At 48.9% G+C, this 23411-nt stretch carries 27 protein-coding genes and 1 pseudogene; 26 read left to right on the top strand and 2 right to left on the bottom strand.

Annotated elements, in window-relative coordinates:
* Window positions 1-6: 6 nt before the first annotated feature.
* Genes nuoI through Q0393_RS03280 form a run of 7 tightly spaced genes read left to right on the top strand, consistent with a single transcriptional unit; the run spans window position 7 to window position 7878 of the window.
* On the top strand, window positions 7-1215 hold the full coding sequence (nuoI, locus tag Q0393_RS10740) for an NADH-quinone oxidoreductase subunit NuoI (protein WP_367179167.1): 1209 nt from the start codon (window positions 7-9) through the stop codon (window positions 1213-1215).
* A complete protein-coding gene (locus Q0393_RS03305; protein ID WP_297900582.1) occupies window positions 1212-1739 on the top strand; it encodes an NADH-quinone oxidoreductase subunit J in 528 nt (175 codons plus the stop codon). Before nuoI ends, Q0393_RS03305 begins: the two co-directional genes overlap by 4 nt.
* A 1-nt stretch (window position 1740) precedes the next feature.
* Entirely contained in the window at window positions 1741-2064 is a 324-nt protein-coding gene (gene nuoK, locus Q0393_RS03300; RefSeq protein ID WP_298977891.1) for an NADH-quinone oxidoreductase subunit NuoK, read from the top strand.
* A complete protein-coding gene (gene nuoL / locus Q0393_RS03295) occupies window positions 2057-3904 on the top strand; it encodes an NADH-quinone oxidoreductase subunit L (RefSeq protein WP_298977889.1) in 1848 nt (615 codons plus the stop codon). Before nuoK ends, nuoL begins: the two co-directional genes overlap by 8 nt.
* Before the next feature lie 7 nt (window positions 3905-3911).
* Window positions 3912-5441, top strand: a complete 1530-nt coding sequence (locus Q0393_RS03290; protein ID WP_298977886.1) for an NADH-quinone oxidoreductase subunit M — start codon at window positions 3912-3914, stop codon at window positions 5439-5441.
* Window positions 5431-7221 (top strand): NADH-quinone oxidoreductase subunit N, encoded by a 1791-nt coding sequence (locus tag Q0393_RS03285; RefSeq protein WP_298977884.1) that lies wholly within the window; start codon window positions 5431-5433, stop codon window positions 7219-7221. Before Q0393_RS03290 ends, Q0393_RS03285 begins: the two co-directional genes overlap by 11 nt.
* A 54-nt stretch (window positions 7222-7275) precedes the next feature.
* Window positions 7276-7878 (top strand): hypothetical protein, encoded by a 603-nt coding sequence (locus Q0393_RS03280; RefSeq protein ID WP_298977882.1) that lies wholly within the window; start codon window positions 7276-7278, stop codon window positions 7876-7878.
* A 147-nt stretch (window positions 7879-8025) separates the two neighbouring features.
* Here Q0393_RS03280 and miaA read toward each other — a convergent pair whose 3' ends face one another.
* The gene (miaA, locus tag Q0393_RS03275) at window positions 8026-8931 is read right to left on the bottom strand and encodes a tRNA (adenosine(37)-N6)-dimethylallyltransferase MiaA (RefSeq protein ID WP_298977881.1); all 906 of its coding nucleotides are present in this window, start codon (window positions 8929-8931) and stop codon (window positions 8026-8028) included.
* Window positions 8932-9027: 96 nt separating this feature from the next.
* On the opposite strand from miaA, the gene mqnP reads away from it, so the two are divergent.
* From mqnP to trxB, 19 genes and pseudogenes are all read left to right on the top strand, one after another.
* Entirely contained in the window at window positions 9028-9897 is an 870-nt protein-coding gene (gene mqnP, locus Q0393_RS03270; protein ID WP_298977880.1) for a menaquinone biosynthesis prenyltransferase MqnP, read from the top strand.
* A gap of 9 nt (window positions 9898-9906) precedes the next feature.
* The gene (locus Q0393_RS03265) at window positions 9907-10266 is read left to right on the top strand and encodes a hypothetical protein (protein ID WP_298050929.1); all 360 of its coding nucleotides are present in this window, start codon (window positions 9907-9909) and stop codon (window positions 10264-10266) included.
* Between the two features lie 80 nt (window positions 10267-10346).
* Window positions 10347-11312 (top strand): GTP 3',8-cyclase MoaA, encoded by a 966-nt coding sequence (moaA, locus tag Q0393_RS03260; protein WP_298977879.1) that lies wholly within the window; start codon window positions 10347-10349, stop codon window positions 11310-11312.
* Window positions 11309-11542 (top strand): annotated as a pseudogene (locus Q0393_RS03255) (7-carboxy-7-deazaguanine synthase QueE); the annotation flags it as partial. The gene moaA and the pseudogene Q0393_RS03255, both read left to right, overlap by 4 nt.
* On the top strand, window positions 11531-12274 hold the full coding sequence (locus Q0393_RS03250; RefSeq protein WP_367179168.1) for a hypothetical protein: 744 nt from the start codon (window positions 11531-11533) through the stop codon (window positions 12272-12274). The pseudogene Q0393_RS03255 and the gene Q0393_RS03250, both read left to right, overlap by 12 nt.
* Window positions 12271-12852, top strand: a complete 582-nt coding sequence (locus tag Q0393_RS03245) for a 6-carboxytetrahydropterin synthase (protein WP_298977878.1) — start codon at window positions 12271-12273, stop codon at window positions 12850-12852. Before Q0393_RS03250 ends, Q0393_RS03245 begins: the two co-directional genes overlap by 4 nt.
* Window positions 12852-13073, top strand: a complete 222-nt coding sequence (locus Q0393_RS03240; RefSeq protein ID WP_298977876.1) for a hypothetical protein — start codon at window positions 12852-12854, stop codon at window positions 13071-13073. The genes Q0393_RS03245 and Q0393_RS03240 overlap by 1 nt, the downstream gene beginning before the upstream one ends.
* Before the next feature lie 377 nt (window positions 13074-13450).
* Window positions 13451-13933 carry a hypothetical protein gene (locus tag Q0393_RS03235; protein WP_298977874.1) on the top strand — a complete coding sequence of 161 codons (483 nt, stop codon included), beginning with the start codon at window positions 13451-13453 and terminating at the stop codon, window positions 13931-13933.
* Entirely contained in the window at window positions 13933-14589 is a 657-nt protein-coding gene (locus tag Q0393_RS03230; protein ID WP_298977942.1) for a 16S rRNA (uracil(1498)-N(3))-methyltransferase, read from the top strand. The genes Q0393_RS03235 and Q0393_RS03230 overlap by 1 nt, the downstream gene beginning before the upstream one ends.
* A gap of 338 nt (window positions 14590-14927) precedes the next feature.
* Window positions 14928-15128 (top strand): 50S ribosomal protein L31, encoded by a 201-nt coding sequence (gene rpmE / locus Q0393_RS03225; protein ID WP_177387662.1) that lies wholly within the window; start codon window positions 14928-14930, stop codon window positions 15126-15128.
* A complete protein-coding gene (rsmI, locus tag Q0393_RS03220; protein WP_298977873.1) occupies window positions 15129-15944 on the top strand; it encodes a 16S rRNA (cytidine(1402)-2'-O)-methyltransferase in 816 nt (271 codons plus the stop codon).
* 35 nt (window positions 15945-15979) lie between these two features.
* A complete protein-coding gene (gene rlmB, locus Q0393_RS03215) occupies window positions 15980-16681 on the top strand; it encodes a 23S rRNA (guanosine(2251)-2'-O)-methyltransferase RlmB (protein ID WP_298977871.1) in 702 nt (233 codons plus the stop codon).
* Window positions 16653-17675 (top strand): hypothetical protein, encoded by a 1023-nt coding sequence (locus tag Q0393_RS03210; RefSeq protein ID WP_298977869.1) that lies wholly within the window; start codon window positions 16653-16655, stop codon window positions 17673-17675. The genes rlmB and Q0393_RS03210 overlap by 29 nt, the downstream gene beginning before the upstream one ends.
* Before the next feature lie 138 nt (window positions 17676-17813).
* Complete coding sequence (locus Q0393_RS03205) at window positions 17814-17972, top strand: hypothetical protein (protein WP_298977867.1); 159 nt, start codon at window positions 17814-17816, stop codon at window positions 17970-17972.
* A 234-nt stretch (window positions 17973-18206) separates the two neighbouring features.
* On the top strand, window positions 18207-19412 hold the full coding sequence (locus Q0393_RS03200; RefSeq protein WP_298977865.1) for an LL-diaminopimelate aminotransferase: 1206 nt from the start codon (window positions 18207-18209) through the stop codon (window positions 19410-19412).
* Complete coding sequence (locus Q0393_RS03195; protein WP_298977863.1) at window positions 19412-20680, top strand: homoserine dehydrogenase; 1269 nt, start codon at window positions 19412-19414, stop codon at window positions 20678-20680. Before Q0393_RS03200 ends, Q0393_RS03195 begins: the two co-directional genes overlap by 1 nt.
* Window position 20681: 1 nt before the next feature.
* Window positions 20682-21020, top strand: a complete 339-nt coding sequence (locus tag Q0393_RS03190) for a YraN family protein (RefSeq protein ID WP_298082047.1) — start codon at window positions 20682-20684, stop codon at window positions 21018-21020.
* A 70-nt stretch (window positions 21021-21090) separates the two neighbouring features.
* A complete protein-coding gene (trxA, locus tag Q0393_RS03185; RefSeq protein ID WP_005869718.1) occupies window positions 21091-21405 on the top strand; it encodes a thioredoxin in 315 nt (104 codons plus the stop codon).
* A 110-nt stretch (window positions 21406-21515) separates the two neighbouring features.
* Window positions 21516-22460 carry a thioredoxin-disulfide reductase gene (trxB, locus tag Q0393_RS03180; protein ID WP_298977860.1) on the top strand — a complete coding sequence of 315 codons (945 nt, stop codon included), beginning with the start codon at window positions 21516-21518 and terminating at the stop codon, window positions 22458-22460.
* A 157-nt stretch (window positions 22461-22617) separates the two neighbouring features.
* Here the strand turns inward: trxB and Q0393_RS03175 are convergent, their stop codons facing one another.
* Window positions 22618-23343 (bottom strand): hypothetical protein, encoded by a 726-nt coding sequence (locus Q0393_RS03175; protein WP_298977858.1) that lies wholly within the window; start codon window positions 23341-23343, stop codon window positions 22618-22620.
* Between the last annotated feature and the right edge of the window lie 68 nt (window positions 23344-23411).

The following is a 23411-nucleotide window of genomic DNA, read 5'->3' as shown; positions in this document are numbered from 1 at the left end:
GGTACGATGGCAAGATACGCCCAGATCGATAAACGAGCCCCTATTAAATCCGGCGGCGATAAGCTTCGCAGATTCCTAGCCCGCACCTTTAGCGGCGAGCTTTTCGTGGGGCTGTGGGTTGTTCTAAAAAATATGTTTAAGCGCGGCGGCTCGCATACGCTTCGATATCCTATGGAAAAATTTGTCATGCCGCCTAGATACCGCGGCGTGCACAAGCTTATGCGCCTGCTTGAAAGCGGCAGCGAACGCTGCATCGGATGTGGCTTGTGCGAGAAGATCTGCGTGGCAAACTGTATCGCGATGGAGACCAGCCTCGGCGCCGACGGCCGCAAAAAGGTAGATAACTACTCGATAAATTTAGGGCGCTGCGTCTATTGCGGGCTCTGCGCGGACGTCTGCCCCGAGATCGCTATCGTGCACGGCTGCGAATATGAGCTTGCGAGCGAACAGCGAGCGTATTACGGCTTCAAAGAGGATCTTTTGATCCGAGGCGAAAATTTATGCTTAAACGGCGCGGCGCAGGAGTTTGCGGGCTACGGCAGCTTGGATGAAAACGCAGGCGCGCGGATCAAGGTGACGCCGAACGCCTATATAAAAAGCGACGCCGCAAGCGACGAGCCAAACTTAAAGAGCGCGGATTTAAATTTAAAAAGCGCCGCGGAAAGCTCTAAAAAAGAGGGTGCCGCTAGTGATAAAATTCTATTTTCAAAGGGCGCGGGCTTAAGCGGCGAAATTTTAATCGAGCGGCAAGACGTTGGGCGGGCAAGCTTAAAGGAAAGCTCCGCCGCGGACGCCGAAAATTCTAAAGAAAATTCCGTTACGGACGCTCAAAATTCCGCGCCTGATTCGCAGCGGAATTCCAAAGAAAACCCCGCTTCTCAAAGCGCCGAAGATTCCGCTATGGATAGTAAAAATTTGGCGGAGAATTCTAAAGAAAATTTCGCTCCGCAGAGCGCCGACGATTCCGCCGCTCAAAGTAAAAATTTTAAAGATAATTCGGTTGCGCCGCACGTCGAGAATTCCACGGGCGGTCTTGCTACGGACGGCGATTCTGCGGAAAATTCTAAAGAAAATTCCGCCATACAAGACGCGGGGAGTTCCGCCGCGCGAGGTAAAAAATCTAAGACAAATTCCAAAAAGAATTCCGCCGCGGACGCCGAGAATTCCACGCAAAGCTCCGCGCCGGATTCCTCAGCGCAGGGGGAGGAGCAATGATACAAACGCTTGCATTTTATTTTTTCAGCGCGGTTTGCCTGGCGCTTTTCGGCATTAGCGTTTTTAGCAAAAACGTCCTTTACGCCCTTAGCGCGCTGGCCGGCGGCATGGTCTTTATGAGCGGATTTTTCTTTTTGCTGGATGCGGAGTTTTTGGGCGTAGTGCAGATCATAGTCTACACTGGCGCCGTGATCGTGCTTTACGGCTTTGCCCTGATGTTTTTGGGCGCGGATAAAAACGTAAGCGAGCCGAAAAAGGGGGCAAGGCTATTTTTCGCGCTTAGCGGCGTGATCGCATTTTTGCTCGTGATTATCGTGCTCGGCGCGGTAGTCGCAAACAACGTAGAAACACTTAAAATTTTAAACACCGACGATACCGAGGCGCTTGGGATGATTATCTTTACGAAATATCTGGCGATTTTCGAGCTTGCTGCCGTGATGCTGCTCGTGGCGATGATCTGCGCTATCGTGCTTGCGCATAAGCAGATGGACGCGAGCCTAAGCTACGAAGAGAGCGAGGGATAAAATGGGTCTAAATCACTATCTGATCGTCGCTGCGATGATGTTTGGGCTCGGGCTTGCGGGTATGATGAAGCGAAGAAATTTGATAATGCTCTTTTTTTCGAGCGAAATTTTATTAAACGCCGCAAATTTAGTCCTCGTCGCCGTGGCGAAATTTTACGACAATATAAACGGCGAAATTTTTGCGCTTTTCATCGTAGCGATCGCCGCGAGCGAGATGGCCGTGGGACTTGGGCTGCTCATCTTGTGGTATAAGAAAACAGGCAGCATCGAACTTGACAGTTTCGTAAATTTTAAAAATCCTTCTAAGGACGGGCCGGATGCTTGATACCGTTTTTGTATGGCTCTTAATCGCCCTTTTCGCACCGCTTGCCTCGGCGATCTTCGCAGGCGTTTTCATTCGCGCCAAAGATAAGATGTTTATTGGCGTAGTCTGCTCGGCGCTGGTGATTTTAAGTACTATCGCGTCGCTTGCTTTGATGGAGCTCGTCTCTGACAACCGCCTAATCAGCGTAAATTTAGCCGATTTCATAAGCACGGGATTTTTGGACGCAAAATTTAGCTTTCTTATCGATAGCGTAAGTGCGGTGATGATGGTGGTCGTAGGTATCGTATCCAGCGTCGTGCACGTGTACTCGATCTACTATATGTGGGATGATGAAAACTTCGCTAAATTTTTCAGCTTCCTGGGGCTTTTCGTTTTTTCGATGCTGGTTTTGGTAACGAGCGATAATTTTTTAGGACTTTTCATCGGCTGGGAGGGGGTCGGACTCTGCTCGTGGCTGCTGATCGGCTTTTGGTACGACAGGAGCAATTACAGCTGGTGCGCCAACGAAGCTTTCATAATGAACCGCATCGCAGACCTTGGGATGTTGCTTGGAATTTTTCTGATCTATTTAAATTTCGGCTCGTTGCGGTACGAAGTGGTGTTTGCGAACGCAGCGGGCTTGGAGCCTGAAATTTTAACTCTGATCGCCGCGCTTTTATTTATCGGCGCGATGGGCAAAAGCGCGCAGTTTCCGTTCCATACTTGGCTTGCCGACGCGATGGCGGGTCCGACGCCCGTATCTGCGCTTATTCACGCAGCGACGATGGTTACGGCGGGCGTTTATCTGGTGATCCGCGCAAACGCGATTTTCGCGCTCGCGCCCGAAGTAGGCGGCTTTATCGTCTGCTTGGGCGCTTTCGTGGCGGTCTTTGCGGCGTCGATGGCGCTGGTTCATAACGATCTTAAAAAGATCATCGCTTACTCCACGCTTTCGCAGCTTGGCTATATGTTCGTAGCTGCGGGGCTCGGGGCGTATTGGATCGCGCTGTTTCATCTGGCGACGCATGCGTTTTTCAAGGCGCTTCTATTTTTGGGAGCGGGCAACGTAATGCACGCGATGAAAGACGATCTAAATATCCAAAATATGGGCGGATTATATAAGTTTATGCGACCTACGGCGATTTTAATGTGCATAGGCTCGCTTGCGCTTTGCGGATTTTATCCGTTTGCGGGCTTTTTCTCAAAAGATAAAATTTTAGAAGCGGCGTGGAGCGCGGACGCGTATTTTATCTGGGCGCTGCTGTTTGCGGGCGCTGCGATGACGACGTTTTACAGCGTGCGTCTGATAATGCTCGTGTTTTTCGGTAAGCAAAAATTTACCCACCATCCGCACGAGGCGAAAGGCTTTGCCCTCATCGCGATGGGCGTGCTAGCCGTGCCTGCAGTGATCGCGGGCTTTTTCGAGCACGATTTTGCTGAGTTCGTGCTTAGCATACTGCCGGGCTTTAAAGCTTCGATCCCGCACGGCGTGGAGGTAATTTTGATCGCCATAACGCTAGCGATGATAAGCGCGGTGGCGGTCGGCACGATTTGGACATACGGCAAGGGCAAATTTAGCCAAAATTTAAAGAACTGCAAATTTTATAAAATTTTGATCGCTCAGTATTTTATCCCGCAAATTTACGAGCGCGTGATCGTGCGCGGATACGCTAAGCTTAGCGAGATCTGCGCTAAATGCGACGGCGCGATCATAGACGCCAGCGTCGATCTGATCGCTCGCATCGCGGTAAAAAGCGGCGAAGGAGCGGATCGCGTAAGCAATAGCGGAGATTTGAGCGCAAATTTAAGGTGGATGGTTTTGGGATCTTTCATTTTGCTGATTTTGGCGTTTGCGCTGTGAGGTGGGCATGGAATACTTTTTAAGTTTGGTTATATTTTTTCCGGCGGTAGCTGCGGTTTTAGGCTTTTTGATCGACGAAGCGAGCATCAAGACCTACGCCGTTACGATGAGCTTTATAGAGTTCGTGCTTTCGCTCGTTTTGTGGATACTCTACGAGCCGGTGGATGGCATCGCGTTTAGCGTGCTGCATCCTTTCATAAGCGAATATGGCATCAACTACTTCATCGGCGTGGACGGAATTTCGCTGTTTTTAGTGATCCTAAGCACGCTGGTTACATTTTTGGCGCTGCTTAGTCTAAGCATTAAAGAGCGCGCCAAAAATTTAATCATCTGCATTCTGTTTTTAGAGATGACGATGGTGGGCGTTTTCGTGGCGCTGGATGCGATTTTGTTTTACATCTTTTGGGAGCTTTCGCTTATTCCGATGCTCTATATTATCGGCGCGTGGGGCAGCGGCAAGAGAATTTACGCCGCTGTAAAATTTTTCATCTACACCTTCCTAGGCTCGATGTTTCTTCTTGTAGGACTCGTGGCGATGAGCTATTTCTATCACGAGGCTACGGGCGAGTATAGCTTTAATATCCTAAACTGGCAGAGCCTATCGCTGCCGCTTAGCACGCAAATTCCTCTATTTTTGGCATTTTCGGTCGCTTTTGCGATCAAGACGCCTTGCTTTCCTTTTCATACCTGGCTTCCGTACGCGCACGGGCAGGCCCCTACGATAGGCTCGGTTCTGCTTGCCGCGGTGCTTCTTAAGATGGGCACCTACGGCTTTGTGCGATTTTCGCTGCCGCTATTTCCCGACGCGAGCGTGCATTTTAGCGGGATGATGTGCGCCCTAGCGATCGTTATGATCATCTATGCGAGCTTCATCGCCTTTGCGCAAAAGGACATCAAGCAGGTTATCGCGTATAGCTCGATCGCGCATATGGGCGTCATAATGCTAGGAATTTTTTCGATGAGCGCAGAAGGGGTGAGCGGCGCGGTATTTTTGATGATAAGCCACGGTATCGTAAGCGGCGGGCTTTTTATGCTCGTAGGCTTTTTATACGACCGCAGGCACACGAAGCTTTTTAGCGAATTCGGCGGGCTTGCGCGGGTGATGCCGCTTTATGCGTTTTGTTTTTGCATCGTGCTGCTAGGCTCAATAGGCCTTCCGCTTACCATCGGCTTCGTGGGAGAATTCCTAAGTCTTGCGGGGATTTTTAAGATCAGCTTTAGCTATGCGCTTTTGGGTGGGCTTGGCATCATAATGGGCGCGATCTATTCGATGAATCTTTATAAAAAGACCTTTTTCGGCGCGCTCGTGCATGATGAGAATAAAAAGCTAAGCGATCTAAACAGAACCGAGCTTTGCTCTATTATCCCGATCTGCTTGCTAGTGGTGGTGCTGGGCGTCGCGCCGAATCTGATGCTAAAGAGCATCGAGCCCAGCGTGACGCAAAGCCTTGAGCTGATGTTTAACAAAGCCTCTCAGACCGCGACTCGCGCTTATATGGAAAAAGCAAATTTTAAGGTAAGAAGCGATGCAAAATAATCTTTTAAATTTAGCCTCGATCGCGCCTATGGCGATACTTGGAGGATTTGCCCTGCTGATGCTCGCGGTTTCGCTTTTTGCGCGCACACTATCGTATAAATTTTACGCCGTCATCACGATACTGGCGCTAGCTCTGGGCTTCGGGCTCGTTTTTGGATACAACAGCGGCATACGCGGGCTTTTTGACGTGATGCTGGTGGACGGAATCGCGACGCTATCGATGCTTATCATGCTCGCAGGCTCGATATTTTTCATCTTTCTATCTTTGGGCGCAAGAAGCGCGCACGAGTACCACACGGCGGAGTTTTTCGTGCTGTTTTTATTCGTGCTCGTGGGCTATGAGTTTATGGTCGCGAGCGAAAATTTAATGATGATCCTCGTTGGGCTTGAGACGGGCTCGCTGGCGCTTTATACGCTAATCGCGCTTCATAACCGCGCCAGATCGGTCGAAGCGGCGCTAAAATACTTCATAATGGGCGCGCTGGGATCGGGCTTTTTCGCATTCGGCGCGGCGATGTTTTTTCTATCGACCGGCTCTATGGAAATTTCAAACATCGCGCAGATCGCCAAGAGTTCAAATTTACAAACCAATGCCCTGCTTTTCGCCGCCTGCTCATTTATGATCGTCTCGATAGGATTTAAGCTCTCGCTGATTCCGTTTCACACCTGGACGCCCGACGTTTACGAGGGTGCGAGCTCCGCTATGGCGGGCTTTTTGTCCGTCGTGCCCAAGATCGCGGGCTTTGTCGTGGCGATCAGGCTGTTTGAAGCGCTGCAAAGCATCGGCGTGCAGTGGCTAAACATCGTGCTCTACGCCGTAGCGGTGCTTACGATGAGCTTAGCGAACCTTATGGCGCTCGTACAGCGCGACGTCAAACGGATGCTCGCTTTCAGCTCCGTTTCGCACGCGGGCTTCGTGCTCTGCGCGATCGTGATCGGCTCGACGCAGGCAAACGCCGCACTTTTCACCTACTGGATATTATATGCCGTGGCGAACCTCGGGGCGTTTGCGTTCATCTGGTGCGTGCGGCAAAGGCGCGCTCGCAGCTTTGAGTCTGGGCCCGAATTTGGCGCGGCGGGTTTGAAATTGTGCTGCGAAAACAGCGCGTCAAACGGGCAAAATTTTAAGACGGAGCCTGCTTACGCGCGCGACGACGGGCTAAATTTTAAAGCCGAAGCGGACGAGAGAAATTTTAAGCTCGAGGATGAGGCTGGCGAAGGAAATTTCAAAACCGAGAGGTTTGAAAAAAATTTTAAATTTGACGGCGGCGAGCGAGGCGGAGGTATTAAAATCGACCGCGACGCGCAGGCTAGGAGCCGTGCCGATAGGCCAGGCGCCGAAATTTGCGAGCAAAGCTCCAAGTTCGCGGCTCGCTTTGAGCATCCGTTTGAGAAATTTGACGGGCTGATCCGCACCCATCCACTCTTTGCGCTATGCGCAGCGATTTTTATGCTCTCGCTTGCGGGCATTCCGCCGTTTAGCGTGTTTTGGGGCAAGATGTATCTGCTAAGCGCCGCGGTCAATTCGGGCTACTTTGCTCTCGCCGTCATCATGGCGGCAAATAGCGCGCTCGCGCTGTACTACTACCTGCGCCTTATCGTGCGTATGTTTTTGCACGAGCCGCGAAAGGACGCGGAGCTTAATGGCTCGCTGAGCGCGGTCTCGGTGCAGATAAAATTTGCCGTCGTGCTAGCTAGCGTGGCATGCGTGCTGGCGCCGTTTTTGGTAAAATTTCTAACCGGCGCGGTAAACAATTTCGTCTTTTTAAGCGGGTATTGAGCTAAAATTTTAAGCGCGAATTGAACCCATCGCGCTTTGCCAACAAGGAGAGATATGTTTTTGGGCGAGCTAAGTGCTGACGGCTACGGTTTTGCGCTGCTTGATGTGCGCGATTTGAGTGAGTTCTTAAAGGAGCGAAAATGCAGAGTAAAAAAGCTTCTAGGCTACTGGGACGCGCACAAGCAGCTGTTTTATGACGCCGTAAAGGGCGCTAAAGCTTTACACTTCTACCCGCTTACGGTGCGCAGCTATGAGATCTTCGTTTGCATTGACGAGGAGTTTGCGCCATCTGCGGGCTACGAAGTAGCTTTCAAGCGCGATAGGCTGTATTTCGCCCCGCAAAGCGACTCCGCGATCCTAGCGAGCTTCGATGCTTTGCAGCATCGTTTCGATAAGCTAAAAAGCGGCGAACTCGAGCTAGGCTATGAGTGTCAAAGCGGCGTTGCGGGCAAGATACGAAAATTTAATTCCACGCTCAAGCTTGGCTTGCAAAGCGGCACTTACGAGCTTTGCGTCGTTGGGCTAAAAAACAGCTCGCAGCACTTCGAGAAATACGGCTACGCCTTTATTTTCAAGCGCAACCCAAGCGCGGAAAATCAAAATTTCAGTAGGCTTGACAACGATAAATTTAGCTTTGATATTTGCGAAGGCGATTAAATTTAATCGAAATTCCGCGCCGCACGAGACCTTGGCGCGACCTGCAAAATTTCAAAGACGCGATTCAGCGCGGTAAATTAAATCTAAATTTTACTCCCTTGCTCCGTTGTTTTTTAGCAAACGCGCAAATTTTGATAAATTTCGATTTTAAATCTCGCGGCGAAGGAGCTTTAAAATTTCACGCTCCAGCTCTTGCGGCGGCGCTGAAATTTTATCCGCAAACTGCGAGCGGTTGAAGGTGCGTTGGCGCTTTGCGAGCTGTATCGTGTGTAGGCTCACGAGCTGCTCGCACTGCGCTCGCGAGATCTGCCCGCGCAAAAGCTGCCCGCATTCCTTCAGGCCGATGCAGCCTAGCGCCCTGCACTCTGAGCCGTAGCGGGCGAATAAAAACTCCGCCTCCTCCAAAAGCCCTCGCTCAAACATCGCCTTCGTGCGCGCTTCGATGCGCCCTGCGAGCCACTGTTTAGGCGCGTCGATCTCAAAAATTTTAATATCCGAAATCACGGGTGGGGCGGTGTTTTCGTGCAAAAATTTACTCGGCGCTTCGCCGCAAAATTTATAAATGCTTAGCCATTTTTTTAAACGAAAGCTGTCCGCCGCGCTAAGCTTTGCGGCAAATTCCGGATCGATCCGCTGCGCTAGAGCGTAAATTTCATCGTTTGAAATTTTACTTTTAAAATCGGGAACCTTCGGCGCCAGCCCGCTTAGCATCGCCTTTAGATAAAATCCGCTGCCGCCCGTGATTATCAAAGGCGCGCCGCTACGCCCTGCAAAAGCCCGCGCGGCTGTGTACTCTTTGATAAACTCGCCGACACTAAAGTATTCGTTTGGATAGATTAAATTTACGCCGAAGTGCCTGATCTCGCGCAGCTGCTCCTCGCTTGGCTTGGCGCTTGCGATGTCGATCCCATGGTAAATGCAGAGCGAATCCAGGCTCAAAATCACGGCGTCCATTTCGCGCGCGAGGCTTAGCGCAAGATCGCTTTTGCCGCTTGCGGTGGTGCCGATGATCGCGATCTGCGGGCTTGCATGCGGGTTTTGATTTTGGCTCAAGGCGTTTCCTTTCGTAAATTTTTCGTTCAAATTATATCAAATTTAGAGCTATTCTTACTTTTTTTTGATACAATGGTGCCCAAAATAAGGGGCGAAATGGCTAAATTTAAAGAAATTTTATCCGATATCAACGAATTAATAGTTTTTAAACACTCGGTTTTCGCGCTGCCGTTTATCTTTACGGCGATGGTTACTGCAAGCAAGCTGCAAAACGGCTCGGTATGGTTCGGCTGGAAGCTGCTTTTTCTGGGGATTTTATGCGCGGTGAGCGCGAGAAGCTTTGCAATGGCGCTAAATCGCTACTTGGACGAGGACATCGACCGCGCCAATCCGCGCTGCGCTTCGCGTCCCAGCGTGGATGGACGGATCGGGCGCGGGAATTTGCTGCTTTTTATCATCGCAAACGCGGTGGTTTTCATAGCGGTTTCGGCGTTTATAAATCCTTTGGCACTTAAGCTTTCGGTGCCGATTTTAGCGGCATTGGGCGGGTATTCGTATTTTAAGCGCTTTAGCGAAACGGCGCATTTAATGCTAGGCTTTTGCTTAGGGCTTGCGCCGATTGCGGGCTCAATCGCTGTTAGCGGCGAAATTCCGCTATGGTCGGTGCTGCTATGCCTCGGGGTAGTATTTTGGGTAGGCGGCTTTGACGTGCTGTATTCGCTTCAAGATATGGAATTTGACCGCAGCAACGGGCTTTACAGCATCCCTGCGCTTTACGGCAAGGAAGCGTCGATGTTTATCTCTAAAATTTTTCATACCGTGGCGGTACTTTTTTGGCTGCTGTTTTGCGTGGCGGCAAATTTAGGCTTTTTTGCCTATCTTGGTGTGGCTGCGTGCGCGGCGATCCTGTACTTCGAGCATAGGATCGTGCAGAAAGATTTTAGCAAGATTGATCGCGCGTTTTTCACGCTCAATGGCTACTTGGGCATCGCCTTTTTTGCTTTTGTTTTTGTAAATTTATTTTAAGGAACCCCTATGGATCTTAACACTCTCATCATTTTAGGACTTTGCGTCGTTATATTTTTGATGTTTTTCGTCATATATTTTAAGGATAAGCAAGCGGATAAAAAATTCGAGCGCTTCGATCAGGTTCTGACCGACGCTATGCAGGAAAATTATCTGCTTAAAAAGAAGGTCGAGGAGCTAAAAGAGATGATTGATTCGGGCGGCAAAGTCGCTCCTAATATCGATATAAACGCGATTGCCGACGTAATCGACGAGACGATAGAGCAGAGACTAGATGTAGTGCCTACGATGATCGACGAGCGGGTAGAAAAGCAGATCAGACCGCTTCTGGATCAGCTTAAAGAGCTCATCGGCTCGGTAAGAAAATAGCCGGAGTAATATAAAAATAAAATTTTGCAAAATCGCTTTGTTTTTTATATAATCGCCGCAAATTGATATTAAGGCAAAATATGCTAATTGATAAATTTGGACGAACGATCGATTATTTGCGCATTTCGGTTACGCAGAGGTGCAATTTCAGATGCAGATATTGCATGCCTACTACGCCGTTTAACTGGGTGCCGCGAGAGAATATTTTAAGCTTTGAGGAGATGTTTTTATTTGTCAAAGTTGCGATCGACGGCGGCGTAAAAAAGATCCGTATCACCGGCGGCGAACCGCTGGTGCGAAAGGGGATCGAGGATTTTATAAAAATGATCGCGGATTACGCTCCGGGTATCGATCTTGCGCTTACTACCAACGGATATTATCTCAAAAACTACGCGCGCGCCCTGAAAGACGCCGGGCTAAAGCGAATTAATATGTCGCTTGACTCGCTGCGTCCGGAGCGGGCTAAATTTATAGCTCAGCGCGGCGTGCTTTATAACGTCCTAGAGGGTCTTGACGCCGCGCTTGAAGCGGGACTAAAGGTCAAGCTAAACACCGTCGCGCTAAAAGGCATCAACGACGACGAGCTTATTTATTTGCTGGAATTTGCCCGCGAAAAGGATTGTCAGATCCGCTTCATAGAATTTATGGAAAACACCCATGCCGGCGATCTTACAGGCTTAAAATCAAACGAAATTTTAGATATTTTAAGACGTAAATTTATCTTTACCGCTCTGCCGAAATTGCAGAGCTCGCCCGCGTCGCTTTACGCGCTTGGGGACGGCTATACTTTCGGTATCATCGATCCGCACAAGCACGATTTTTGCGAGAGCTGCAACCGTATCAGACTAAGTGCCGAGGGGCTTTTGATCCCTTGTCTTTACTTCGAGGACGCGCTAAGTATCAAAAAGGCGGTCAAAGAGGGCGACATCGCCGCAGCCGCCGAAATTTTGGCTAAAATTTTAGCGAATAAGCCCGAAAAAAATCGCTGGCAAACGGACGCTTCGAATGAAATTTCAAGCCGCGCATTTTACGAGACGGGCGGATGAGGCTCGTAGAGAGCTTTTTAAGTATCCAAGGCGAGGGCAAATATGCGGGCAGGCTCGCGTTTTTCTTTCGCTTTGCGGGCTGTAATCTGCGCTGCGAGGGCTTCGGCGGTGCGCGCATTTCGCCAAAGACCGGCGAGATCTTGCGCGGCTGCGATACGATCCGCGCGGTTTTTACAAATCACTTCCAGCACGAAGAAATTTTAAATTTAACGCAACTTTTGAATAAAATTCCAAATTTATCCGCTTCGTCCTGTTCTGCACCTGCACGCTCTGCGCCTGGTTTTTGCGCCGCCGAGGCTTTTTTCGAAAGCGGTACGTTAAATTCCGCCGCCGCGCAAAAGCCTCCCCGTCCAAACGGTAACGCAGAAAAATCTTTAAATTTAACGAGCGAAAATTCTTTAAATTTCGCAGTGCAGAATTCCTCAAATTTAAATCCGCAAAGCTCCGCATCACCGCAGAGCACTAAGCTTTATCAAAAGCCGATCATCGTTATCACCGGCGGCGAGCCGATGTTGCATTACAAAGAGGCGCTATTTTACGAGTTCGTCTGCGAGCTGCTCGCGCGCGGACACGCGGTGCACTTCGAAACCAACGGCACGATTTTAGTGGATTTTAAAAAATTTCCCGCCTACAAAAGCTGCGTCTTCGGAATCTCGCCCAAGCTCTCAAACTCCGCCGAGCCGCGCGAACGCAGGTTAAACTTCGCCGCGCTACGAAGCTTAAAACAAAACGCAAAAGATAGCTTTTACAAGTTCGTGATCTCGCCCGAGTTTGACGCGCAGCCCGAGATCAGCGAAATTTTAGCGGCGTGCGGCGGCGAGGTTTATTGCATGCCGCGCGGCGCAGATCGTCGCGAACTGGAAAGCGCCGCGCAATTTTGCGTGGATTTTTGCCTAAAAAACGGCTATAATTACTCCGATCGCCTGCATATTAGAATTTGGGGCGAGAAGGACGGAGTATGATAATTAGGAAATTATACGAATTCGAAAACGCTCACATCGTGCGCCTGTGCGGTTCGAAGCGGTGTCGCACGAGCATCCACGGTCACTCCTACAGATGCGAAATTTTGCTTAGCTCAAATTTTTTAGACGAAGCGGGGATGGTTTACGACTTCGGCTACATGAAGCTCGGTATCCGCGAGCTTATCGATAGTTTTGACCACGCCACTACGATCTACGCGCGTGATGATGCGAGCTACATCGCGGATCTTAAAAAACACAGCGCGCGCTGGGTGCAGATACCGCTAAATCCGAGCGCGGAGCAGTTTTGTAGAATTTTTTTCGTTCTAATCGACCGACTTTTGAGCCTAACTCAGATGCAAAACGGCGAGCGCGAAGTAAAACTTCACAGCGTCATCGTGCACGAAACGGCCACCGGCTACGCGCAGTGCTTCCGCGAGGATGCCTATAACGCGCAGATGGGAAAGATCGCGCTGGATGAGATAGAATTCTCGCCCGCCGTGCGCGAGGAGTGGAAGCATCCGGAGCTTTGGCGAAAGCTTCTGCGTGGCGAAAAAATCATCTATCCAAAGGATTGCTGATGAGAAATTTCTTTAAATTTGGCGCGGGGTTTATGCGCGTTCTTGCCGCGTGCGCGATCTTTGCCTGCGCGCTTGCCTTGGGCGGTTGCGACGATGAGAAAAAAAACACTTTGCAAAAGCCGCCGGTAGATAGCGAGGTGCCAAAGGACGTGCCTATCGCGCCTAGCGAGCCCAAAGTCGATATAAACGCCGATATGCCGCCGCTTCCGGTGACCGAATAGGGCGGAGCATTGAAAAATCTGCGCCTAAATTTGAAAATTTTTAAAATTTGCGTAGTTTGTATGCGGCGTGCGAGCGCGATTTTAGCGTCTTTTTTGCCTATGCGATCTGCGCAGAGAAATTTTAAATTTTATAAAGCTCTAATTGCGAAATTTTATTCTTGGCGCGAGATATACGGCTCGAAACCGGAGTTGAGAGCGCGCGCGGTAAATTTTGGCGCAATAAATAGCCGCAGCCGCTTTGAAAGGTTTTTAGAATTTCAAAAGCGCGGAGCAGGTCTGTTTTATCTCGCGCCGAAAAAATTTGCGTTGAAATTCGGTACTTTCGGCTCTAGCTGCGCAAAATTTTATCCTCCAAATTTAACCCCCTGGCGGAAGTGATGGATTATCTGTATCAAAGCGCCCTGGGTTTTCATAAGTTTTTCGCGCTAGCTGCGGCGATTTTAACGATAATTTATCTGATTTTTACTCAGCTTAAAATAGATGCGGCGGCGGAATTTTGCCCTCGCGGCAAGGGTTTAAATCCCGCCGCTTCCGCGCCGCAAGCTGAAAATTTAAAGCAAAAGAGCAGATCTGGGCTTAGATTTCTTAGGCGCATCAGGCTGTTTTTGCCGATCTATTATTCGTGCATCGCGGCGCTGATTATCAGCGGAAGCGTGATGCTAGCGGTGCTGCGCTTTGATCTGAGCTTTAAAATTTACTTTATGGCGGTCGGATCGCTAGCGATGATCGCGCTTAGCGCGGTATCGTACAAACGGCTGAAAATAGCGTATCTAAGTCAAAACTTTGCGCCGTATCAGCGCAAAATGCGAGTGATTTTGGGGCTAAGCTTAGCGATAATTTTGATAGCGAGTGTTATTTGATGGTATATTTTTACGATAAGCTTGCAGGCGAACAGAGCCTAGTTTTGCAGAATGATCAGTTTTTACACCTAAAGGCCAGACGAGCAAGGGCGGGCGAGCGCATAGACGTGCGAAATCTAAAGGATGGGGCGAGTTATCTATACGAGATCGCCGAAATTTCGCGTAAAGGTGCGGCTTTAAATTTGGTTTTTAAAAGCTCCGTTTTTACGCCGAGCCACGATTTTTGCGTCGCTTGGGCGGTCGTCGAGAGCGCCGTGATCGAAAAGAGCCTGCCTGCGCTAAACGAGATGGGCGTCGGGCGGCTTGTTTTGGTCTATGCCGATCTGTCGCAGAAAAACGTGCGGCTCGATCTGCAGAGAATGGAGCGGATTTTGATCAACTCGTCTCAACAATGCGGGCGAAATTCCATCATGCAGATCGAGGTTTTGAGCGGCTCGGACGAGCTAGCGCAAAGATATGAAAACGTAAGCCTGATCGATTTTGGCGGCAAGAACATCGACATTTTCGGCGGCGATGAGATCGCGTTCGTAGGCCCCGAGGGCGGATTTTCGCCGCGCGAAAGGGAGAAATTTAAAAACGCCTATGCGCTTAATAGCCCTTATATTTTGCGCTCAAACACAGCGCTGATCGCAACTTGCGCGAAGCTGATGTTTTAAACGCTCGGAAAATTTTAAAATTTAAAAGCCACGCGCTTTAAATTTTGGAATTTAAAATTTCGCATGCGCTATCTCTGTGTTTTATCTGCGGCTTAACGCGCGGCGCGTATTGCCGCGACGCATCTTCGCGCGCTGTATTTTGCACGCATAGCAGGCTGCAACAAATCAAAATTTTACTTGCAAAATGCGCTAAATTTTAAAATTTTGCGTCCAAAAAAGCATATTCAAAAAGAAAATCCACGCTTTGCCGAGAGTTTTTTTAAAACCCTTTAAATTTGCTTTTTAGATAAAAAAGTTGTATAATCGCTGCCTTTTAAAATCATCAAAAAGGATCAAAAATGAAAAAAGATATCCATCCAAACTTTGTCGAAACGACCGTTACCTGCGCTTGCGGCAATACTTTTAAAACGCGCTCGAACAAGCCTGAAATCCGCGTCGACATCTGCTCTAACTGCCATCCGTTTTTCACCGGCAGCGAGAAGATCGTAGATAGCGCGGGCCGCGTCGAGAAATTTAAACAAAAATACGGAATGAAATAGTTGCTATATCTCATTCCTACGCCGATAGGAAATCTAAGCGATATCTCGAGCCGCGCGCTTGAGGTATTGCAAAGCTGCGAAATCCTAATCTGCGAGGATACGAGGGTTTCAAAAAAACTTCTAAACTTATTATCCGATAAATTTCAAATTTCATTTAAAATTTCACAGTTTTACTCTCTGCACACGCACAACGAAGCGGAGTTTTTCGCGAGCTTTGATCCGGCGCTTCTGCGCGAAAAAGCTTGCGCATACGTAAGCGATGCGGGCATGCCCTGCATTAGCGATCCGGGAATTGCGCTCGTTAAATTTGCGCAGCGAAGCGGCGTAGCTTACGAGGTGCTGAGCGGAGCAAACGCTCTGCTACTCGCAGCCGCCGCAAGCGGGCTGGTGGAGAAAGAATTTAGCTTTTTAGGTTTTTTGAATAATGACGGCACGCAGCGCAAAGCCCAGATCCTAAATTTAATGCAAAGCCCCTATCCGTGCGTACTCTACGAATCCCCAAGGCGCGTGGTAAAGCTAATAGAGCAGATCGCGAGGATCGATGCGCAGCGCAAAATTTTTGCGATCAAAGAAGCTACGAAAAAATTTGAAACAAAATTTTTCGGTAGCGCCGCAGAGATTCTATCCAGCCTAAACGGCGCAAATTTAAACGGCGAATGGTGCGTAGTGATTGACGGCGCGGGCGAGAAAAGCTTTGAAAAAATCACTCAGGAAGATATTCTGTCGCTTGAGATCGCGCCGAAAATAAAAGCAAAACTACTCTCAAAAATCAGCGGCGAACCCGCCAAAGAAATATATAAAAATTTGATACGCTAAGTCATATTTTAACCGTTTTTCGCTAAAATCCCAAAATGATTATTTACGGCAAGCAGCTGTTTTTGCACCTTTTGAACCGGCATCCGCAGAAATTTATCCGCATCATCCTTGCAAAGGAGTGCGAGAAAGAAATTTTTAAAAAGATCGCCGCGACTGGCGTAAAAATCGAGCGCGCAGATGCGAAAAAAGCTCAAGCCCTCGCTCGCGGCGGCAACCATCAAGGCTTCTTGGCCGAGGTGGAGGAGTTTAGCTTCGGCGATCTTGCTAGCGTCAAAGACGATAAATTCGTGCCGATCCTTTATGGGCTTACCGACGTCGGAAACATCGGCGCGATAATGCGTAGCGCCTATGCTTTGGGCGCGGACAGCGTGATCGTCGTCGCAAATAATCTAAATATGGCGGGCGTAGTGCGCGCAAGCTCGGGAGCAGCGTATGAGCTAAACGTCGTTAAGGTCGCAGACGGGCTTAGCGTGTTAAACGAGCTTAAACAAAGCGGCTTTGAAATTTACGCCGCGAGTGCGGACGGGACGAACTTTAAGGAGTTAAAGCTCGGCGCGAAAAACGCACTCGTAATGGGGAATGAAGAAGAGGGGATACCTGCTAGGGCGCTTAAAAAATGCGACTGCGCGGTATCGATAAAGATGCGCGAAGGCTGGGACTCGCTTAACGTAAGCGCGGCATTTGCGATACTATGCGATGGAATTTTAAATGGAAGAAATAGAAGAGAAGTTAAATAATACGGACGAGCAGGCGGAACAAATCGAGAAGCCGGAGCAAACACAGCAGCCAAAAAGCAGCGATCTAGATAAATTAAAATCTATGGATCTGATCGAGATTGCGCGCACGACGCGCATCGACGCGCAAAATTTAGAATACATCATAAACAAAGACTTCGAGAAGCTGGCAAATTTTAATGTTAGGGGTTACATTAAAATTTTAGAGCGCGAGTTCGGGCTGGATCTATCGGACTGGCTTAGCGAGTTTGAGAGCGCCAAAGTGAGCTTCGCGCCCGTTAAAAAGGCCAAAGTCGAGCAGGTCTATACTAGAAAAATAAGCCCCGAGCGAGGCGGTAGCAGCAGTTGGTTCGTGTGGCTGCTGATCACGGTTTTGCTGATCGCGGCAATCTTTTATTTCGGACTTTACAAAGGCTTCAACGAATTTTGGAGCTCGGTTTTCAGCGAGCAGAATAAAACTACCTACTCGGATGCTCCGATCGTAAATAACACCCAAAAAAAGCTTGAAAATATTGGTATAGACGTCGTTTCGCATAATGTTACGGAGGATAAATTCGCCATCAAAACGGATGTAAATGCGGCTTTGGCGGCGGATGAAAATTTAAGCTCTCTAAATGCGCTGGACCGCTCCATAAGAATCGAGCGCGCGAGTGCCAAAACGGAGGAAAATTCCACCGACGAAAACGCCACGCAAAGCGTACCTGCACCCAGCAAAGATATCGTGCTTAATCCGCGCGGCAAGATGTGGATCGGGATCATTGATCTAAAAAACGGCAAGAAGCGTGAGATGGTCATCAATGCCCCTTACGTAGTCGCTTCGCAAGGGGATGAGGAGCTGCTAATCTCTACCGGTCACGGGATGTTTGAGCTCGGCAAAGCCGATGGCAACGTAACTTTCAGCGAAAGAAACACTCAAAAATTTCACGTTAAAGATGGCAATATCACTAAAATTTCAGCCGACGAGTTTCTGCGCCTAAACAAGGGCAAGAAGTGGTAAAACATCCGCTCTCGTGCGAGGTTTTTTGCTCGTAGAATTTTTCTGCAGAGGACAGAGGGTAAAATTTTAGCTCGCTATGGTACGCAGTTTAAATTTAAATTCGCGAGTGTAAATTTAAAAGGTTTGAACTGCGCCGCCTTGGATAAAATTTTAAACGGCGCAGGTAAAATTAACGGTGCGGATAAAATTTCAAGCGTTGCGGGCGCTTGCGGTAGCGCGATAAATTTAAAGGGTTATCGTTCGAGGACATGGCGTAAAAACGGCAGCTTTGATCGTTATCGTTTTGAGCTGACGTAAATTTAAACAGCGCCGCAAAGGGTCGTGATGCTCTAAATTTAAACGATCAATGCCCCCGCGGTTTTAAAATTTTAGCGAGGTAAAAGTTTAAATTGCCCGAGCAATATAAAAAGCGCCGCCGTATCGCCGCTAAGGCTTGAAATTTAGCCTCCGTACAGCATGGGCAGATCGCTGCGCTTAAGGCGCGAAATTTTAAATATGGCTTGAAAATTACTTTAAAATAAGAGGTTTGAGATGTTTGACGAAATCCGTTTTTCAAAGATCGAGCGTTTGCCCAATTACGTTTTTGCCGAGGTTAACGCCATAAAAATGGCTGCACGCAGAGCCGGCGAGGATATAATCGATTTTTCGATGGGCAATCCCGACGGCAGGACGCCGCAGCATATAATAGACAAGCTTTGCGAAAGCGCGCAAAAGGACAAGACGCACGGCTACTCCGTAAGCCAGGGCATCTACAAGCTGCGACTTGCCTGCGCGAATTGGTATAAGCGCAAATACGGCGTGATCTTGGACCCTGAAAGCGAGATCGTCGCCGTGATGGGCTCTAAAGAGGGCTTCGTGCATCTAACTAGCGCGATCGTAAATCCTGGCGATGTCGCGGTGGTGCCTGATCCCGCGTATCCGATACATACTCAAGCTTTCATCATCGCGGGCGGCAACGTCGTTAAAATCCCGCTTGCCTATGATGAGAATTTAAATTTTAATGAGAATAAATTTTTCATCGATCTGCAAAAAACCTTCGACGAGAGCATTCCGCGCCCAAAATACGTCGTCGTAAATTTCCCGCACAACCCCACCACGGTCGTCGTGCAAAAGAGCTTCTACGAGCGGCTCGTGGCGATGGCGCGGCAGGAGCGGTTTTATATCATCAGCGACATCGCTTACGCGGAGATCGCTTTTGAGGGTTATAAAACGCCGTCGATCTTTGAGGTTCAGGGTGCAAAAGACGTCGCCGTCGAGGCATACACGCTCTCTAAAACCTACAATATGGCGGGCTGGCGCGTGGGTTTTGTTAGCGGCAACAAAAAGCTCGTAGCCGCGCTTAAAAAGATCAAGTCGTGGTTTGATTACGGCATGTTTACGCCGATCCAAGTAGCCGCTACGATCGCACTGGATGGACCGCAGGAGTGCGTAGAGCAGATCCGCGCGAGCTATGAGAAGCGTAGAAATTTTTTGATCGATACTTTTGCGGATGCGGGTTGGCAGATCGCAAAACCTAGCGCATCGATGTTTGCATGGGCGAAATTACCGCCCGCGGCGGCTCATCTAAGGAGTATGGAGTTTTCCAAACAGCTTCTTACCAAGGCGCGCGTCGCCGTAAGCCCAGGCGTGGGCTTTGGTGCGGCGGGAGACGATTATGTGCGGATCGCTTTTATCGAAAACGAAAACAGGATCCGCCAGGCCGCTAGAAATATAAAAAAATATTTGAAAGAGATCTGATGAAGGTAGCGATTTTAGGCGTCGGCACCGTAGGTAGCGAAGTTGCAAACATTTTGATAAAAAACAAAGATATCATCCTTGCGCGCGCGGGCGTTAGCATAGAGCCCGTAATCGGGCTCGTGCGCGATACGAATAAAAAAAGAGGCGTGCAAATTCCGCTTAGCAGCGACGCAAAAAGCATTATCGAGCGCGATGATATCGACGTTTTTGTAGAGCTTATGGGCGGGGTAGAAAAGCCCTATGAGATCGTAAGTGAAATTTTAAAGCGCAAAAAGGCGGTCGTTACCGCAAATAAGGCACTTTTGGCTTATCATCGCTACAAGCTTCAGGCTTTGGCGGGCGATACGCCTTTTGGCTTTGAGGCGAGCGTAGCGGGCGGAATTCCGATCATCAAAACCCTGCGCGAGGGACTAAGCGCCAATCTTATCGAAAAGATAATCGGCATCGTAAACGGCACGAGCAACTTTATCCTTACGAATATGATGCAAAAAAACGAGAAATTTGAGGACGCGCTAAAGCGAGCTCAAGAGCTTGGTTACGCCGAAGCCGATCCAAGCTTTGACATCGGCGGATTCGACGCAGCGCATAAGCTTTTGATCTTAGCTAGCATCGCATACGGCGTGCACGGCGATCCCGAAGATATCCTAATCGAGGGGATCGAAGAGATCACGCAGGAGGATATCTATTTTGCGCGCGAATTTGATTTCATAATCAAGCTGCTTGCGGTAGCTAAGCGCGCGCGCGATAACAAAGTCGAGCTGCGCGTCCATCCAGCGCTCATTTCAAAGGATCAAATGCTCTCAAAAGTCGATGGCGTAATGAACGGCGTGAGCATCTACGGAGACTGCGTCGGCGAGAGTATGTATTACGGCCCCGGCGCGGGCGGAAGCGCTACGGCAAGTGCGGTTATAAGCGATCTCATCGACATTGCGCGCGATAACAAAAATCCGATGCTGGGATATAAAATTTTGCCGAGCGAAAATTTTATGCAAATTTTGCCTAGCGAGCAGATCCGCACGAAGTATTATTTCAGGCTGCGCGTGCGCGATGAGAAGGGCGTACTCGCGAAACTTACGAACATTATGAGCTTAAACGATCTTTCGATCGATAGTTTTTTGCAAAAGCCGAAACTCAAAACGGACGAGGAGGTGACGCTGTTTTTTACGACGCATACGTGCTGCGAGAAGAATATCAAGCGCGCAATAAGCGTAATTAGCGGCGAAAATTTTATCACGCAAAAGCCTTTTATGATCAGGATAGAAAGCTAACTTGAGCTTAAAAGAATATCTTTTCGGCTTTGCTTGCGAGGACCGTGCGGCAGAATTTTTACGCGGCGAAGGGTTTGAAATTTTAAAGCGAAATTTCCGCTGCCGCTTCGGCGAGATCGACATCATCGCGCGCAAAGACGGGATTTTGCACTTCGTCGAAGTAAAGGCCACGAGCGGCGATTATGACGCCGCAGAGCGCGTGACGGGCGCCAAGATGGCTAAAATTTTAAAGGCGGCGGAATTTTATCTGATGAGCTGCGATACAGACGAGCCGTGGCAGATCGACGTCGTGGAAGTTTATCCAAAGCAGATAAAATTTATCGCCAACATATCTTTTTAAATTAGAATTTTTATTATTTATTTAAGATAATGAACTATAATCCGCGGAATTTTAACACAAGGAGAACATTATGGGAAAGTATATAGAGCTTACTTCGGAGAATTTCGATGTTACTAAAGAGGGTGTCGCGCTAGTCGATTTTTGGGCGCCTTGGTGCGGACCGTGCCGTATGATCGCCCCGATCATCGAGGAGCTTGCGAACGATTACGACGGCAAGGCTAAAATTTGCAAAGTAAATACCGACGAAGCGCAGGATCTTGCGGTGCAGTTCGGTGTTCGCTCGATCCCAACGATACTATTTTTCAAAGACGGCGAGCTAAAAGCTCAGCTCATCGGCGCGCAATCTAAGCAGATCATAGCCGACAAGTTAAACTCGCTTCTGTAAATTTTAAAAGGGCGGCTTTCGCCCTTTTTTCTCCCACTCATCGTTTTATTAATTAAATTCGTAAATTTAACGCTCGCGGCTTTACTTAATAAAATAATTAAGGAGAAAAAATGTTAGATTTAGCAATTATCGGCGGCGGCCCTGCGGGGCTAGCGGCGGGGCTTTATGCTACAAGAGGCGGTTTAAAGGATGTCGTGATGTTTGAGATGGGGATGCCCGGCGGGCAGATCACCTCAAGCTCCGAGATGGAAAACTATCCGGGCGTCGCCGCAGTAACCGACGGGATGAGCTTTATGGCGCCTTGGCAGGAGCAGTGCTTCCGCTTCGGGCTGAAGCATGAGATGGTGCGCGTGCTACGCATCTCAAAAGACGGCGATGGAAATTTTACGATCTATCTCGAGGGCGATCAAACACGACGCGCGCGTGCCGTTATCGTCGCTACGGGCTCTACTCCGCGCCGCGCGGGGATCGAGGGCGAGGATGAGTTTTTCGGTCGCGGCGTCAGTACCTGCGCGACCTGCGACGGGTTTTTTTACAAGGGCAAAGAGGTTGCCGTCCTCGGCGGTGGCGATACGGCGCTAGAGGAGGCTCTGTATCTAGCTAAAATTTGCTCCAAAGTCTATCTGATCCATCGCCGCGATGAGTTTCGCGCTGCGCCTTCGACCGTGCAAAAGGTGCGCAAAAGTGAGAATATCGAGCTCATCACAAACGCGCTTGTAGAGCAGATCAAGGGTGATGCAAGCGGCGTAACGGGCGTCGTAGTCAAGGATAAAACCAGCGGCGCCACGCGCGAGCTGCAGCTGCCGGGGATCTTCGTATTCGTGGGGCTTGACGTGCGAAACGAGGTGTTAAAAGGCGAAAGCGGCAAGTTCATCTGCGATATCACGCCGGGCGGACAGGTCGCGGTAAATTTAAAGATGCAAACAAGCGTACACGGACTATTCGCGGCGGGCGATATGAGGCAAGATGCGCCTAAGCAGGTCGTTTGCGCGGCAGGCGACGGCGCGGTTGCCGCACTTAGTGCGATCGCGTATCTGCAAGGACACGATAAATAGGCCTATATTCGGCGTAAAATTTCACGGCGCGGCGGGAGAAACTGCTTCCGCCGCGCTTTAAATTTAAAACCGCACCTGAAATTTTGAATGAAATTTTGATATAAAAAAAGCGGCTAAATTTTAAAATTTCATAAAATTTAGCCGCGAGATGAGGCGCTTATTGCCTTTCGTAGAAGCCTGCTATGACATCTTTTGACTTCGTTTTATTTACGGGATCTTCTTCGCCGTTCGTGATAAGTTTAAATTTATCAGACAGACTTACGCTTTTACCCTCATTTACGATAAAATTTAGCTCGATAGCAAACTTTGATAACCCATCTTCTTTATGTCCGAAGCTCGCGTCCAATTGCTCTGCGGTTATTTGCGAGTAATAAGCGGCTGCTTTTAAGCGCTCCACAATAGAGTCTATGTATATTTCGGTATTGCTTTCTTTTAGTATCTCCCCTTTTAGTTTATTGTCGCAATCAACCGACTTCCATTCTTCTTCAAATTCTATTTTGCCTTTGGTTTTAAGCGTTTCTTGGAATTTGGCTTCGTTTAACTTGCAGTGTTCTTTTGCCAGCTTAAGCAAGCCTTGCGCGTCGTAAGCCTTGCCCTCATAAAAAGTCATAACTCTTTTTAAAGACGAGTCCAACATCTCTTGTTTATATGATTTAAGCCTCTGCTCTACATCCACATCGCAGACCATTTTAACCGTCTTTAATCCGCCGTTTTCCTCTTTGCTCCACGTGATATTTTTGCAGATTTTCGAGCCCTCGATCGCCGCGCCGATACTCATAGATTTAAAATCTGGCAAGGTGTAGTTTTTGACAAGCTCTACATCGTCATCGCCGCATCCTGCAAAAATCAACGCCGCAAGCGCAGCACCTAATGCGTATTTCATACTCGCTCCTTCAAGAAAAGTTAACGAGCAATGCTACCCGCCTCTGTTTAATAATGGATAAATTTAGA

This window comes from uncultured Campylobacter sp., assembly GCF_938015785.1.
In the GTDB taxonomy this organism is placed as follows: Bacteria; Campylobacterota; Campylobacteria; order Campylobacterales; family Campylobacteraceae; genus Campylobacter_B.
The sequence above is the reverse complement of the archived record's forward strand: the minus strand, read 5'-3'. Positions and strand labels throughout refer to the sequence as shown.